At 56.7% G+C, this 15,325-nt stretch carries 9 protein-coding genes; 5 read left to right on the top strand and 4 right to left on the bottom strand.

Annotation, left to right across the window (positions count from 1 at the left end):
- Positions 1–14: 14 nt before the first annotated feature.
- Positions 15–1,025, bottom strand: coding sequence for a biotin--[acetyl-CoA-carboxylase] ligase (locus LIO98_RS04690; protein ID WP_291953628.1), 1,011 nt, complete (start codon positions 1,023–1,025; stop codon positions 15–17).
- 99 nt (positions 1,026–1,124) lie between these two features.
- Between LIO98_RS04690 and prfB the strand changes: the two genes are divergently transcribed.
- Both prfB and LIO98_RS04680 read left to right on the top strand, forming a co-directional pair.
- Positions 1,125–2,229 (top strand): peptide chain release factor 2 gene (prfB, locus tag LIO98_RS04685; RefSeq protein ID WP_291953627.1). Its coding sequence is split into 2 segments (ribosomal slippage): positions 1,125–1,196 and positions 1,198–2,229, totalling 1,104 coding nucleotides; the frame shifts between segments, so codons are not numbered across the junction.
- Between the two features lie 17 nt (positions 2,230–2,246).
- Entirely contained in the window at positions 2,247–4,388 is a 2,142-nt protein-coding gene (locus LIO98_RS04680) for a SpoIVB peptidase S55 domain-containing protein (protein ID WP_291953626.1), read from the top strand.
- A 119-nt stretch (positions 4,389–4,507) separates the two neighbouring features.
- Here the strand turns inward: LIO98_RS04680 and LIO98_RS04675 are convergent, their stop codons facing one another.
- Positions 4,508–4,867: a diacylglycerol kinase gene (locus LIO98_RS04675; protein WP_291953625.1), complete on the bottom strand. Its 360-nt coding sequence runs from the start codon at positions 4,865–4,867 to the stop codon at positions 4,508–4,510.
- Positions 4,868–5,070: 203 nt separating this feature from the next.
- Here LIO98_RS04675 and ileS point away from each other — a divergent pair, with 203 nt between their 5' ends.
- A complete protein-coding gene (gene ileS / locus LIO98_RS04670; RefSeq protein WP_291953624.1) occupies positions 5,071–7,854 on the top strand; it encodes an isoleucine--tRNA ligase in 2,784 nt (927 codons plus the stop codon).
- A complete protein-coding gene (locus tag LIO98_RS04665; protein WP_291953623.1) occupies positions 7,835–8,833 on the top strand; it encodes an RluA family pseudouridine synthase in 999 nt (332 codons plus the stop codon). The genes ileS and LIO98_RS04665 overlap by 20 nt, the downstream gene beginning before the upstream one ends.
- 6 nt (positions 8,834–8,839) lie before the next feature.
- Here LIO98_RS04665 and LIO98_RS04660 read toward each other — a convergent pair whose 3' ends face one another.
- Both LIO98_RS04660 and mprF read right to left on the bottom strand, forming a co-directional pair.
- Complete coding sequence (locus LIO98_RS04660) at positions 8,840–10,504, bottom strand: NFACT family protein (protein ID WP_291953622.1); 1,665 nt, start codon at positions 10,502–10,504, stop codon at positions 8,840–8,842.
- 478 nt (positions 10,505–10,982) lie between these two features.
- Complete coding sequence (mprF, locus tag LIO98_RS04655; RefSeq protein ID WP_291953621.1) at positions 10,983–13,505, bottom strand: bifunctional lysylphosphatidylglycerol flippase/synthetase MprF; 2,523 nt, start codon at positions 13,503–13,505, stop codon at positions 10,983–10,985.
- A gap of 651 nt (positions 13,506–14,156) precedes the next feature.
- Here mprF and LIO98_RS04650 point away from each other — a divergent pair.
- A partial coding sequence (locus LIO98_RS04650; RefSeq protein WP_291953620.1) for an MFS transporter occupies positions 14,157–15,325 on the top strand: 1,169 nt, incomplete at its 3' end.

The raw sequence follows: 15,325 nt of genomic DNA, 5'->3' as shown, positions 1-15,325 counted from the left end.
CCGATACTCACTCCTTATGCCATGCGCAAATGGTGAACATCCGCCGCGGCAAATATTTTTTCTCCCTCGCCGGTCTGCACGACAAGCGCGCCCTCTGGCGTGATATCCGTCGCCCTGCCGGTGAATACCTCTTCGTCCTGCATCACGCGGATATCCTTCCCTATCGTATCACAGCCCGTCCGGTAAAGCGCGAGCAATTTCGCCGCGCCGCCGCGAGAGGTAAGAAGGGACATGAAACCGGCAAAACGGTCGAGAAATTCCACCAGCAGCTTCCATCTGGCAAACTGTCTTCCGCTTTCGATACAGACGGAGGTGGCGACTGCGGATATATCGTCGGGGATGTCGGCGGATTCCATATTGACGTTGATACCGATGCCCGTAACCGCGTAATATATCCGGTCCGGCTCGCCTGAGGCCTCGCTGAGGATGCCGCAGAGCTTCCTGTCGCGGCAGAGGATGTCGTTAGGCCACTTCAGCTCCGCGGGAATGCCGCAGAGCTCCCTCAGCGTCTCCTTAACGGCGAGTCCGGCGGCGAGGTTGAGCAGCTGCACCTCGCCAGGCTTCAGCGCCGGACGCAAAAGCATGGAGAACATCAAATTTTTCTCGTCGAGGCTCTGCCAGCTTCTGCCGCGGCGTCCGCGCCCCTCGCTCTGCCGCTCCGTGAGCGCCAGGACGCCAGCCTCGGCCTCCTGCAGCGCGAGCTTCTTTATCACCTTCTGCGTGGAGTCCGTCTCCCTCATATAAATACATCTGTTAAAAAGGGGATTGCCGCGCAGGAAATATTCTATCATCGTCGGGCTGAGTTTTTGGAGATCCTCTATCCCGTCGAGGCGGTAGCCCCTCTGCGGAATCGATTCAACGGGGACGCCCTCGTCCCTGAGGGCGCAGACGGCCTTGAATACCGCCTGGCGTGAAGATGAGAGCTTTTGTGTCAGCAGCGAGCTGGGGATTATCTCCCCCGGGTTTTCCATCAACATCTCAAATATCATTGCGCGGCTGGTAGCCTCGTCATTTGTCTTTGCCATTTTGCCACTTCCCTCGGTCGACTTCGGTAAAATTATATACGATTTTGTTCTTTTGCGGTTATAATAAAAGTTGATTCGTATTTTCAGGAGGGGTTACTGATGGTAGTGTTGCCCATATCGACCGTCATGACGGACCTGCGTTCATCGTTTGATGAGCTGCGTGAAAGTCTTTGACCTGCCTTCCATCGAGGCAAAATTAAAGGAACTTCATAAGATAACGGAAAAAGAGGACTTCTGGGGTTCGCCGGAGGCCCAGGATGTATCGCGTGAATTCTCCCGCTGCCAGGCGCGCCTGGATAAGGCGTCGGAGATGAGGGGCGAGTTCGAGGATATTGAGGCGATCGCCGAGATACTGGCCGAGGCAGAGGACCCGGAGCTTGAGAAAGAGTTCTATTCCCGCGCCGAGAAGCTCGAAAAGGTCATCGAAGAATACCAGACGCTGATCCTGCTTGACGGAGAGTATGACGCGGGCGACGCGATAATGACGGTCCACGCCGGCGCCGGCGGGCTGGACTCGCAGGATTGGGCGCAGATGCTCTACCGCATGTACATGCGCTGGGTGGAAAACCGCGGCTATACGGTGAAGCTTATAGACGAGCTTCCCGACCAGGAGGCCGGCATAAAGAGCGTCACTATATCGGTATCGGGAGATTACGCCTATGGCTATCTCAAGGGTGAGCAGGGCGTCCATCGGCTTGTGCGCATCTCTCCCTTCGACTCGGCAAAGCGCCGTCATACGAGCTTTGCCTCCGTCGAGGTCATGCCGGTGCTGCCGGAGAGCGTCGAAATAGAGATCCGTCCCGAAGACCTCAAGATGGATACCTTCCGTTCCAGCGGCGCGGGCGGCCAGTACGTCAACATGACCGACTCGGCGGTGCGTATTACGCACATCCCCTCGGGCATCATCGTCAGCTGCCAGACCGAGCGCTCACAGCACATGAACAGGGCGACCGCGATGCAGGTGCTCCGTTCAAAACTCTTCGAGCGGACGCTGCGGGAACGCCAGGAACAGCTTGACAGCATACAGGGAGAAAAGCGAAGCATAGCGTGGGGTAGTCAGATACGTTCATACACGCTGCAGCCCTTTCAGCTGGTCAAAGACCACCGCTCAGGCTGCGAGATCGGAAACGTGCAGGCGGTGCTTGACGGCTCGCTCGACGAGCTGATCATGTCGTATCTTAGATTCCTCAAAAACGAAAAATAGCGCAGGTGGAGGATAATATGAAAAAAATCATAACAGCCATAACAGCGGCCGCCGTTCTCGCCGCCCTCATCGCGGGCGCGGCCGCCGCCGCGGGTAAATTTGTACCGAGCGATCCGGTGCTGCCCCTTTCAAAAATAAAGCCCGGCATGACGGGTTACGCGCGGACGGTGCTCTCAGGTACCGAGATAACGCCCTTCAAAGTTACGATACTGGGAATCGTTCCCAAAAAGACGAGCCCCAAAAACCTCATCCTCATCCGCGTAGAGGATAAATATGTGCGCGAAAACGGCGGTATCGCCTCTGGCATGAGCGGCTCTCCAGTCTACGTGGACGGCAAACTGATCGGCGCGATCGGCTACGGCTGGTCCTTCGCCGACAACAATCTTGGCCTTGTCACTCCAATAGAAGAGATGTCAAAGGCTATGGACTGGCCGGAAAAACTGCCCTGGTTTGATATCCCAGAAGTTGCGGCGGAGCATCCGGCGAGCGATGATAAAAAAGCTGCCGAGACATCCGGCGACAAGACCGTATCAGAGGATAAAAAACCGCTGTCAGGCGATGCTGAGGCGCTGTCAGCCGACGGCGCCGAGGTGGTATCGGGCGAAAAACTTGAAAAAAAGATGATGCCGCTGACCGTGGACGGTATCAGCGACCGCTACGCGAAGCGTCTTGAAGAGAAACTGGGCCTACGCGTCGTCCCGCTCGGCTCTTCCGCCGGGGGCGACAGTCCTGTAAACCTAAAATGGGAGCCCAAGCCCGGCGCGGCGATGGGAGCGGCGCTTGCCTGGGGCGACTTCGTGGCCGGCGGTATCGGAACGCTGACCGCGGTTTCCAAAGACGGACGTTTCGTCGCCTTCGCCCACCCGATGTTCAATCGCGGCAGCGTCTCCTACGCGATGATGGATGCCAGCATCTTAAAGATAATCCCCAGCATGGAGAGCTCCTTCAAACTTGGCTACCTGGGCAAGATCACCGGCCTTGTGACGCAGGACCGCCCGGAGGCGATCGGCGGCACTCTCGGCCAGCTTGCCGCCGCCTCAAGCTACACAGTAAACTTCCGCGACGTCGAGACCAACAAGAGCGAGACAAAGCGTTTCCAGACCGTCGCCGATCCTTATATCGGGCCGGAAATCGGCACGACAGGCGTTTTGGGGATAATCGACAGCCTCTGGGCCCAGCGCGGTTCCGGGACGGCGCTGGTCTCCTATTCGGTCTCAGGCGGCAACCTTTCGCCAGCCTGGACGCGCCGCAATATCTTCTACTCCGATAAGGACGTCGTCAAATCCCTCCAGAAGGAGATCGAGGCGATGGGCAAGGTGATGTCGCTGAACCCTTTCCGCGAGATCAGTCCCTACGGCGTGCAGGTCGACGTTGAGATGACCAAGACCCCGCGGATCGTCTTTATCGAAAAGATCGAGATCGCCGATGAGAAACCCTTTTACAAGCCCGGCGACAAGGTAAAGGTGGACGTCACCTTCCGACCCTGGAGAAAGGCGCCTCTGGTAAAGAGCTTTGAGCTGACCGTGCCCGAGGACGCGATCTCCTTCTGTGAGATCACCGTGCGCGGCGGCGGCATCGAGGAACCGACACAGGAGCCGCTGCTGACCGGTACTCGCGCGATAGCGACTTTCAATGAGCTGCTGAGCGAACTCAAGGCCAAAGAGACCAACAACCAGATAATCGTCGAGATCGACGGTCCAGAAAAGGACGCGCTGAAAAAGAAAAAGGCCAAGACGACGACCGCCAAGGAGAAGGAAAAGATCGCCGAATCCTCCGCCGTCAAGGGCGGCGGCGCGGAGGCGAAAAAGCCTGAACCTGGACGCGGGCCGCAGCCGCCCAAGAAGGGCGACAAAGAATCGTTTACCCCCGGAGACCTCCTTGAGGACCGCTTCGTAAGCGAGATCAAAGCGGAGCGTATAAAAGAGGGCGCGATGGTGATTGCCGATACCAATTATTACATCGAGGGCGTGCTGCGTAAATTCATTAAAATAAAGAGCGGCCTGCCGATGGATATGATCAGCGACGACGAGCTGGCGGAGATCATCGCCTCAAAGTCGGCGGAAAGCGACGCCGGCGACGATGAGGAAGAGGAGACGCCGCCGGAAGACGACGGCGGAGAAGAAGACAGCTTCTCCATACTGATGCCGAAAGGCCGCTGAACGCGAAAGACACCATCTGTTTACCGATGACAGGGACATAGGAAAAAGAAACAAAAGCCGCCCCGCATGAAACAACAGCGGAGCGGCTTTTTGTCAATATAGGAAGAGCCCTCCTGTTTTTATGGAAAGAAAATTATCCTGATACAGAGGCCATAGCCGATGATAAGGCTCAGGAAGACGGCGGCGGAAAGCGTATCCTTCTGGATGCGCACCTCTTCGCGGTAGGCGGGGCCGAAGTGTGTGTCGATGATCCTCTCGACCGCCGTGTTTATCAGCTCAACGGTCATCGGAAAGATTGAGGCGAGAAAGACGCATAGGACGTCGCTCCAGCCGCGTTCCATAAAGAGCGCGAGGCTTACGGCGACGACCACCCCCAAGCTTTCGTGGCGAATAGCCTTCTCTGTCAGGAAGGCGGTTCGCAGGCCGTTCAGAGAATAGATAGTTTTTGCAAAAAGTCCCTTATTTTTCCACTGTTCCACGCTAGGTCACCCATTTTCGAAATTCAGTCTGCCAATAATTATATATCAGAGAGGCCGTCTTTGATATTGCGTATCCGCTAAACCGCGCCGTCTGTCCGAAGAGGCTTCATTATACCAATTGCCGCTTTTCTGCTATAATACTCAAGTTGTACATTATGGAATCCTTCACGGAATTCCGTTCAGTTTATATGGAGGTTATTTCAATGGCGAACGATTATAAGGATACCCTGTTTCTTCCCAAGACCGATTTCCCCATGCGCGCCAACCTGTCGCAGCGGGAGCCGGAATTTCTGAAGTTCTGGTACGATATTGACGTTTACGGCGAACTCAAGAAAAAGAATAAGGATAAGCCCTCCTTCATTCTGCACGACGGGCCTCCCTACGCGAACGCCAGCATCCATATCGGTACGGCGACAAACAAGATATTGAAAGACTTCGTCGTGAAATATAAATGGCAGCGCGGCTATTTCTCCCCCTATGTGCCGGGCTACGATACGCACGGGCTTCCCATCGAGCTCAAAGTGCTCAAGGAGCAGAGCCTCAACAAAGACGATATCGACCCGGTGGAGCTTCGTGAGAAGTGCGCCGCCTATGCCCGTTCGTTCGCCGACATACAGACGGGGCAGTTCAAACGCCTCGGAGTCATCGGCGACTGGGACCACCCCTACATGACGCTTGTTCCCGCCTACGAGGCGACGCAGATCGAAGGCTTCGCGGAGATGGTCGACAAGGGGCTGGTCTATAAGGGACGCAAGGCGATCTACTGGTGCACCGACTGCCAGACGGCGCTTGCGGCGGCGGAGATCGAATACGCCGACGAGACTTCGCCCTCGATATTTGTCGCCTATAAATACACCGACGCGGCGAAGGTATTCCCCGAGCTCGCCGGTAAAGATGTGGACGTCATCATCTGGACCACGACGCCCTGGACGCTGCCAGCCTCGATGGCGGTGGCTGTCCATCCGCGCTACGATTACGGCTTCTATCAGGTCGGAGATAAAATATACCTCATCGCGCAGGGGCTCAAAGCTGAGGTGGAGAGGGCGACGCAGCTTGAATTCGGCGAGCCGATACTCTCCTGCAAGGGCGAGAAGCTCGAGAATACTCTCGCGCAGCATCCCTTCTACGACCGCGTCACCCCCTTCGTCCTCGCCGATTACGTCACCCTCGACTCCGGCACGGGCTGCGTCCACACCGCTCCCGGCCATGGTACGGAAGACTACGAGACCGGCGTGCGTTATGGCTTAGAGATCTATAACCCCGTTGACGAGACGGGACACTATTATAAAGATACGCCGATATTCGGCGGCATGTCGCTCGCGGAGGGGGAGAAGAAGGTTTTTGAGCTGCTCGGTGAATCAAAGCGCCTGCTTGGCAAGCTCAAGATCACCCACTCCTATCCGCATTGCTGGCGCTGCAAGAAGCCGGTAATCTTCCGCGCCACCGATCAGTGGTTCGTCTCCGTCGCCGATTTCCGCGACGAGGCGCTCAAGTGCATCGACGAGGTGAAATGGGTTCCCGACTGGGGTAAGGACCGCATCACGAATATGGTGCGCGACCGTTCCGACTGGTGCATCAGCCGCCAGCGCACCTGGGGCGTGCCCATCCCCGCCTTTTACTGCGAGGACTGCGGAGAGGTCATCCTGACGGGAGACCGCGTGCGCCGCATTGCCGATAAAATCCGCGAGCACGGCAGCAACTGCTGGTGGACGATGACGCCGGAAGATCTCATCGGAGACCTCGCGGTCTGCCCGAAGTGCGGACATACCCACCTGCGCAAGGACTCCGACATAATGGATGTCTGGTTCGATTCAGGCACAAGCCATTCGGCGGTACTCGACAACTGGGAGGACCTCAGCTGGCCCGCTGACATGTACCTTGAGGGAAGCGACCAGCACCGCGGCTGGTTCCAGACTTCGCTGCTCAACAGTGTGGCGACGCGCGGCACGGCCCCCTACCGGACGGTCCTCACCCACGGCTTCATCATGGGGCCTGACGGGCAGAAGATGTCAAAATCTCTCGGCAACGTAATGAAGCCCGAGAACATCATCGATAAGAACGGCGCGGACATCCTCCGCCTCTGGGTAGCCTCCTCCGATTACCGCGGCGACGTGCGTATCTCGGAAGAGATATTCCGCAACCTTATCGAGTCATACAGAAGGATACGCAACACGGCACGCTTCCTGCTCGCGAATCTCGCGGGCTTCGATCCCGCGAAGGACATGCTAGCGCATGACGAGCTCGCCCCCGTCGACCAGTACATAATGCTGAAGCTCGAGCGCCTGCGTACGCGCGTAACGACGGGATTTGACGAGTACGAGTTCCACCAGCCGATGACGCTTATCCACCAGTTCTGCGACAATGAACTTTCGTCGTTCTACATCGACGTGAGCAAGGATAAGCTCTACGCCGACGCCAAGGAGGCGAAGAGCCGCCGCTCGATATGCACCGTCATGTGGCAGGTGCTGCGGGCGGTGACGCAGATGATGTCCTCCGTCCTCTCCTTCACGGCGGAAGAGATTTGGCAGAAGATGCGCGAGATGGACCCGACGCTGCCGCAGAGCGTACTGCTCGCTGACTGGCCCGGCAGCCTCGCCGAGGGTATAGACCCCGCGGTGGAGGGGGAATGGGACATGCTCATGCTGGCCCGCCAGGGTGTGCTGCGCGGCCTGGAATCTGCGCGCGGCAAGGGAGTTATCGGCCACCCGCTCGACGCGGATGTGCAGATAAGGCTCAGCGACTACTACCGGCCGCTTGCCGGCAGGATATGCGACGAGACGTGGGAGAACGTCCTCATCGTCTCCTCCTGCAGGGTAGTTGACGAGATAAGCGGCGCGGAGATCGTCTATGACGATGAGACGACGGGGCTGCGTATCGGCATCAACCGCTCGTCAGCCGAAAAGTGCCCGCGCTGCTGGAAGAGACGTCCCGAAGTTGCGGAAAAGGGCCTCTGCGACCGCTGCCGCGATGTGCTCAGCGCCCAGTAGTATAGACAGAGAATATATCAACGAAGAGGGGGAGGGGCTGCTTGCCGCCCCCTCTTCTTCTGCCGTGCAGAATTTTACGGTCGGCGCGGAACTCGCCGGGCACCGGCTGGATTTTGTCATTTCGCGTCTTCTCGGAGTGAGCCGCGGCTATGCCCAGAAACTTATAAAAGAGGGGCACGCTTCTTTGACGCCCGAGCGCCGCGTGAAACCCGCCGTGAAGGTGGAGGAGGGGGATTCGCTGGCGGTGGTGATCCCGCCGGCGGAGACGCTCGATCTTGAGCCGCAGGATATAGATTTTGAAACGGTCTATGACGACGAAGACCTGATCGTCGTCAACAAGCCCGCGGGATTGGTCGTGCATCCCGCACCGGGGCACTGGAGCGGCACGCTCGTGCATGGCCTGCTCTTCCGCTATCCCGACCTCGGCACGCTGAACGGCGTTCGGCGGCCGGGGATAGTCCACCGGCTCGACGCGACTACTTCGGGGCTGATGGTGGTGGCGCGGAACGGGCTTGCGCAGGAGGGGCTCTTTAAGGATTTCAAAGAGAGACGGATCAGAAAAGAGTACCTCGCCCTCTGCTGCGGCATGACGCCCTCCGAGCGTGGTTCCGTCAAATATCCGATCGACCGCGATCCCTATAACCGTCTGCGCATGGCCTGCGTTGAGGACGGCAGGGAGGCCTGGACGGACTATGAGAGGCTCTGGAACGTAAATAACTACTCCCTCGTAAAGTGTACCCTTCACAGCGGCCGTACACACCAGATACGAGTACATATGCAGGCGGTCCGGTGTCCCTTGGTGGGCGACCGGCTATACGCGCCCTCAAGACAATCCCCATTCGGTCCGGAGCGGGTCTTTCTTCACTCGTGGAAGCTGGGCTTCAAACATCCGCGCAGCGGCAAAGAGATGCTCTTTACGCAGCCGCTGCCGCGGGAGCTTGCCGATTTCCTAAAAAAAGTGAGGATGGGAGCGGCTTAATTTCTCCTATAACTTTGCCTGGCCGTCGGCTTGGTGGCTCTCCAAAAAGCTCTGCCAGCTGTCGGGCGACGCCGTCAGCGAGGAAAATTCCTTATAGGTGACGTTGGCCTCCCCGCCGCGGATGGGGCTGACATATCTCCTCCGCGTATAGTCGACGCGCTGGCGCGGCGCTTCGCGAGCCTTGCTGTAATACACCGCGAGCGAAGCGCAGAAATCTTTTAGCTCCGTAAGCTCCTCCTCGGAGAGCGCCGTGAGCGTTCTCAAAATAACATGAGAGCCGGGCACTCCCTGCGCGTGGAACCAGAGATCGTCAGAGAGGGCCAGCTTGAAGGTGACATATCGATTGCCCTTTGAGGAAAGCCCGGCGAAGATAATGGCCCTCTCGAACTCAAAGCGCCGGTGCGGCGGCAGCTGCGGTTCCCTCTTTCTGCCTCCGCGCCTCTGAACCGGCGTCTTGGCAAGACCAAGCTCCTCTTCCAGCATCGAAAGAGACTCCGTATCGCCGATGGAACCGGCGAGAGCAAGCGCTTCGCGGTGGTCGTCAAGCTCTTCTCTGACAGAGGTCAGCAGCGCCGCCGCGCGCTCCTGCGCCGCCGTTATCTTCTTATATTTCGCAAAATACCGCGCCGCGTTCTGTGAGGGCGAGAGCCGCGGGTCAAGCGGCACCTCTTGGACAATCTCCTCTCCCTCGCCGTCATACCCCCTGAGCTCAGCCTCGGAGGCGTTATGCCGTATCTGCCAGAGATTCGCGATGATCAGCTCGCCATACCGGCGGTAAAGCTCCGCGCGGCTGTCGGAGAGCAGCGCCTCTATATCCGCCTGCTGGCGTTCCCTGCGCGTGATCTCCTTTTCGATGAGCTGAACGGCCCGCCTGCGGCGCGCCTCAAAGGCGGTGTCGCGCAGTGGCGCGAGCGCTATCAGCCTTCCCGTACCGGTATCTTCCAGGGGGTCGGCACCCGGCAGCAGCTTCGGCAGAGAGGTGATATACCGGCCTAGCTTTTGCGGAATAAATGTAGAGGTGTCGCCGTCGTTATAAAAACGGCTCAATATTCCGGTGGCTTTTTCAACTCCGGCCTCGGAGAGGGCCTTAAGCAGCGGCTTCCCGAATCCGGCGATTCTCTGAATGGACAGCTCATCCGGCGCGGCAAGCCAATCTTCAAGCGCAACCCCCTCGAAGGCCGGCGGCAGGTGGTAGGGGAGTCCTGGAAGGACGGTGCGGAAACTGTTGTCCGCGGGATGAATATGCTTGGCGGTCTCGATGATATTTTCCTCCTCGTCCGTGAGAAGGATATTGCTAAAACGTTCCATTATCTCAATTATAAGACAACGCTTGGCGGTAAAGCCCGCGCCAACGGTTTTCTGAAAGGTAAATTTTAGAATGCGGTCACGGCGCAGCTGTTCGACGGCGGTAAGTTCGGACCCCGCCAGATGGCTGCGCAGCGCGTTCGTTATCGGGGGTGTCTGCGTTACGGAGGATAGGAGCGACTTTCGCTCCTTTTGCGATATCAAAACCACGCCGCAATTCTGTGCTCCCCACGACAAAAGCAGCTCCGAAGCGCCAAAGGAGAGCACAACGGAATTATTGCCACCGTCCACCCGCTGTACGCGTCTGCCGCTGCAGGCGCCCAGTTCTCTGCTCCAAATCCATATCAGTTCCGGTCCGAACGACAAATCAATTCCTCCATGCTGTAAGTCATATCATACTATTATACCCAATTATCCAGCGCCGCGCACCGCAGTTGACAACGCGGTGTATGGCAAACGCATTAATACGATAAATCGGCGTTTATCAAAAACGGCGCGAATAAGCACCGTATGCGTCATAAGCCGGTCCCTAAGTGTCCTGCGGCAGACGCATCCGCATGCCGCGGCAATACGGATAATTTGAAAATGTCCCAGCCCTGCGGCGGGGACATTGCCTTGCAATCGCCGTATGAACAATACGGCTCCAGTACTTAGGGACCGGCTTATTTAGCCTACGGCACTTCTTCGCGCCGATTTTCCTGTTATCATGTAAAATTCACAAAACCTATTTACATTTTTTATAGGAAAAAGATAAATAGCGATTTATCTTTTTCCCTAACAAAGCCAAATCGGCGTTTATTGATACGTTTGCCACACGGTAAAGGGAGGCAGCGGCCACGTTATCTCATCTGCCGCCGGCGGCATGTTTCTTTGATATCAGCCTCACCAGCTGCGAGGCAAGCAGCGGCAGGGCCGCCCTGTCTTTATAGACTATGTAGCGCGGCTGCCACTCCGGCTGGAACTTTTCTTTGTACTGCCGCAGCCCTTTAAAGTTGTAGAAGTGCTCCCCGTGCTGGTAGATGAAGTTTCCCATGCGCTCCCAGAGAGAATTCTGCGGGTCAAGATTTGAGAGCGGGGCCATGCCGAGGCGGAAATATTTATAGCCGTGACCGCGGCCCCAGATCATCGTCTCGATGAAAAGCCAGCTCATAATGTCGCGCGGGGCGCTGTCGGTATACCTCATCAGATCCACGGAAAATTCGTCGCCGCCGCCAAGCCACAGGCTGCAGAAGGCCAGCGGTTCTCCTTCTTTTAAGGCGACGGCCACAGGGAAATTCTTCAGATAGTCCTCGTCAAAGAAACCGAGAGAGAACCCCTTTTCCGTGCCGTGCACCTTTCGGAGCCACTCGTCTGATATTCCGCGCAGCTTCGGCAGCATCTTATCGCGTTTATCTCCGTTGATAAGGCTGTAGGTGAGCTCATCGCCCTCCATATGCTTTCTTATGCTGCGTATCTTCCGCCACCGCGCCCCGTCAAGTGAGCTGGTGATCGTGGAGATGTCCACGCGGGCGTCTTCGCCGATCGGCGCGGCGCTAAGCCCGGCGTCTCGGTAAACTTCAAGCCATTCGCCGCCGGTCTCGTAAAAGGCGGCGCTTGCGCCGCGGCGGTCCGCCTCCTCGCAGAAATCCCAGATAAGCTCGGCCATGCCCTCCTTTTTACCGATGGGGTCTCCCATCGAGACCCAGAAAGAGCCGGCTGTGGAATAGATGACCGCGGATTTTCTGTCCTGTGACATAAAAAACCTCTTATCTCCAAGCAGCGCCAGGGCGGCGTCCGCCGCGTAGGAACCGGCGACGAGCGCTTTTACCTCGGCGGCTGAGGGCTGCGCGGCGGCTGGACGCGACGGCCGCAGCCAGAGAAAGAGGAATATCAGCAGCGCGGCAAAGGACATTCCAGCGGCGGCGCGCAGAAAGCGGGGAGCCGCGGAATCAAAGGCGAAGGTCCACCAGAGGTCGTTAGCATACTCGACGTGACGGTAGGCAAAAAACCCCCACCAAATTACGGCTCCGACGGCGGTGAGGATCGCCATGCTCCATTTCAAATCAGGCGCGGAGAAAAAGGAGAGCCGGTAAAAACTGCGCCGCGAAAAAAGAAGCACAATCAGCAGCAGCAGGAAAAATGAATCCCTAAAAGGAGTGATATCGTTTGGCAACGAAAAAATCAGCGACACGGAGAGCGTCAGCAGAGTCACCGTCCACGCAGATTTGAGCCGCTTTGCGAGCCCCCAGGCCAGGAAGAGGAGGAATGTGCCCGCCACGCTTTTGATAAAGTGCGAGGCCTCGAACAGAGGCAGAGGCAGCAGCGCCCCCAGCCTGCTCCAGCCGCCGCTGAAGATCGGCGCGGCAGTGGAGAGAAGCAGCCAGATGCCGGCCATGAAGGTCCATATGGCGGCGGCATCTGGGAGAAAAGACTCCAGCCTGCCGAAGTAGCGGGAGAGCCTTCCGCTCAATTCGACCGCAAAGAGTATCGCCGTCGCGCAGACAAAGGGGATTATGTAATAGATAAACCTGTAAAGGAGGATCGCGCTCAGCATATCGGCGTGGCGGTAAAATGGCGAAAGCAGCATTATCAGAGTAACGTCAAATACCCCAAGGCCTCCAGGCACCTGGCTCAGCGTTCCGGCCATCATTGATACGACAAAGGCCGAGACGAAAATAAGAAGCGGCGCGCTGTGATCGGGCAGCACGGAGTAGAGCACGAGGGAGGCCGTCGTGACGTCAAGAAAACCTATCGTAAACTTGAAAAGCATGGCGCGCGGACGCGGCAGGGAAATCTTTATCCCTTTGACGGCAAAAACATGTCCGTGCGCGGCCGCCGCTCCCGCGCAGAGGGCGATGGCCGGAGCCAGGGCGCAGCCGAGGGCGATGAGATAGCGGACATACTGCGGCCAGCCAAAGTGCGCAAAGATCGTGTCGGGGGCGAAGAAAAACGCCGGTGCGGCGACCAGACAGGGACCGAAGAATAGCGATATCTGATTGAGCGCCACTATGCGCCCCACCTGCCCGCCGTCCAGTCCAAGAATGGAAAATAGGCGGTATCTGACGGCCCCGCCTGAGATGGCGGAGGCGCCAAGGTTAAAGCCGATGGCGTTGCTCACGAAGGAGATCACGCCGACCTTAGGGTAGGGGAGCCTGACGCCTATCTCATGAGCGGAATACATGTCGTTAAAGGAGAGAATTATATAATTAACCGCCACGATCAGCAGTCCGAGAAATACCCCTGAAATCGGAATCAGGGCAAAGGCTTTCCGCAGATCACGGAAGGACATATGCGCAAGCTCCTTATGCAGTGTATATATGGCGAAGGCAAAGAGCATGATCCCGATAAAGGGTAATAACTTTTTGACCTTTTCTAACGTTTTCTTCATTGCTTGACCTCGTTTCTCATTATAAGAGGATAACTTTATCTCACCTATAGTGTACATAACAAAAAGTAAAAAATACACGGCGGATAGTGCTTAATTTTAATATAAAAAAGGCGGAAAGGCGTTACGCCGCAGCTAAATATCCTTTATTTTTCATCTTTTAGCGAATGCCCGATGAAGAAAAAGATGGAAATCTGCGCGAAGATGTCCGCCGCGTATGTCAAAGAGATACGGTAAATGGCGGCATCTCTGCGGATAATTCTCTTGAATAGCTCTTTGATTCTGGAAACGGCAGATTGTGACAGCCTAAAATATAATGGTGAAAGCGGTTTGTTTCTGATAAAAGCAAAGCATAACTTGTTAAAAACGGTATTATGATATAATATAAGATAGTTGGCCAAAGCTAACTGCACTCTGCAAATTCTCTGCGTCGGTGGAGCGGCTATTCAATAAATTCCTTAGCGGGCAACAGGCATGGAGCCAATTGTTAGTGGGTAATAAACCCACCGGAAATCTGTCTGGTTTCCTCTTGGAATAGTCCCGACAAAAATAACCGGCGGCGCGCGGCGCCGCGCAGAGAACGGCGGGAGAGCTTTGTGCCGCTGGAGTAGACGCGCGCGCTATAAAAATCATACTATGAGAGGGTGTATTCCGATGTCTTTACTTTTGAAAAATAAGGATAAATTACTGATTGCCGGTATTATCCTGCTCGCCTGCAATTTACGTTCTCCGATTACGGGCGTGGGGTCTCTGATATCTTATATTATGAACGATTTACACCTCTCCGGTTCAATGTCCGGACTGATCACGACCGTTCCGCTGGTTGCCTTCGCCGTCGTATCCCCGTTCGCGGGAAAGCTGGCCATACGGTTTGGTACGGAGAAAACACTGACGGTCAGTCTGCTTATTTTGGCGGCAGGCATCGCCCTGCGGTCCGCTGGCGGAACCTGCGCCTTTTTTTGCGGCACCGCCGTCATTGGAATCGGCATCGCCTTTGGCAATGTGCTGCTGCCCAGCATCGTCAAGTCCGCGTTTCCCACCAAAGTGGGCGTCCTCACCGACGTTTATACCACCAGTATCGCCCTTTCCGCCGGGCTGTCATCCGGAGTCAGCATTCCTATCGCAAATGCGAATCCTTTCGGATGGCGCGGCGCGCTGGCTGTTTGGCTGATTTTGGCTATAGCCGCCATTCTGCTCTGGGTTCACCTGTGGGGCTACCGCGTGGTTTCATCGTCCGCGCAGGCTCCTGTCAGGTTGGAAGCCATGTTTAAATCGCCCATTGCGTGGAATGTGGCAATTTACATGGGCGTACAGTCGCTGCTCTTTTACAGCTTTGTGGCGTGGCTGCCGGCGATTCTCCAATCCAAAGGAGTATCGCCGGATACCGCGGGATATTTTGCGTCGATCTACCAGTGGATCGGTATCCCCGCGTCCTTTGCCATACCGATGTGGGCCGGCAGGATGAAGGGGCAACGACTTCTGGCAAGCGTGATCGCGGGAATTTACACGGTTGGCCTTTTCCTCTTTTTGTTGGAGGATTCGTATTCTGCCCTTCTGCTCGGCGTGCTGCTCTGCGGCTTCTGCACAGGAGCATGCCTGAGCCTCTCTATGTGTCTGATGGGACTTCGCACAAGCAACGCCGCGCAAACCGCGGCCTTATCAGGGATCTCGCAGTCCTTCGGTTACGCCCTGGCCGCCGTCAGTCCGGCGCTTCTGGGCGCTTTATATGATCAGGCAGCGTCGTGGACTATGCCCGTTATCTTCCTGCTATCCATTACCGTGGTGCTGTTTTTATTAGTCATCTTCGATGGTCGGCAGCGTAC

Source organism: Cloacibacillus sp. (assembly GCF_020860125.1).
Taxonomy (GTDB): domain Bacteria; phylum Synergistota; class Synergistia; order Synergistales; family Synergistaceae; genus Cloacibacillus.
The sequence above is the reverse complement of the archived record's forward strand: the minus strand, read 5'-3'. Positions and strand labels throughout refer to the sequence as shown.

What these genes read in the sequence shown, in the direction of transcription:
- LIO98_RS04680 (WP_291953626.1), top strand. Translation starts at nt 2,247, where the DNA reads ATGAAAAAAATCATAACAGCCATAACAGCGGCCGCCGTTCTCGCCGCC.
- ileS (WP_291953624.1), top strand. Translation starts at nt 5,071, where the DNA reads ATGGCGAACGATTATAAGGATACCCTGTTTCTTCCCAAGACCGATTTC.
- LIO98_RS04690 (WP_291953628.1), bottom strand. Translation starts at nt 1,025, where the DNA reads ATGGCAAAGACAAATGACGAGGCTACCAGCCGCGCAATGATATTTGAG.
- mprF (WP_291953621.1), bottom strand. Translation starts at nt 13,505, where the DNA reads ATGAAGAAAACGTTAGAAAAGGTCAAAAAGTTATTACCCTTTATCGGG.
- LIO98_RS04665 (WP_291953623.1), top strand. Translation starts at nt 7,835, where the DNA reads ATGTGCTCAGCGCCCAGTAGTATAGACAGAGAATATATCAACGAAGAG.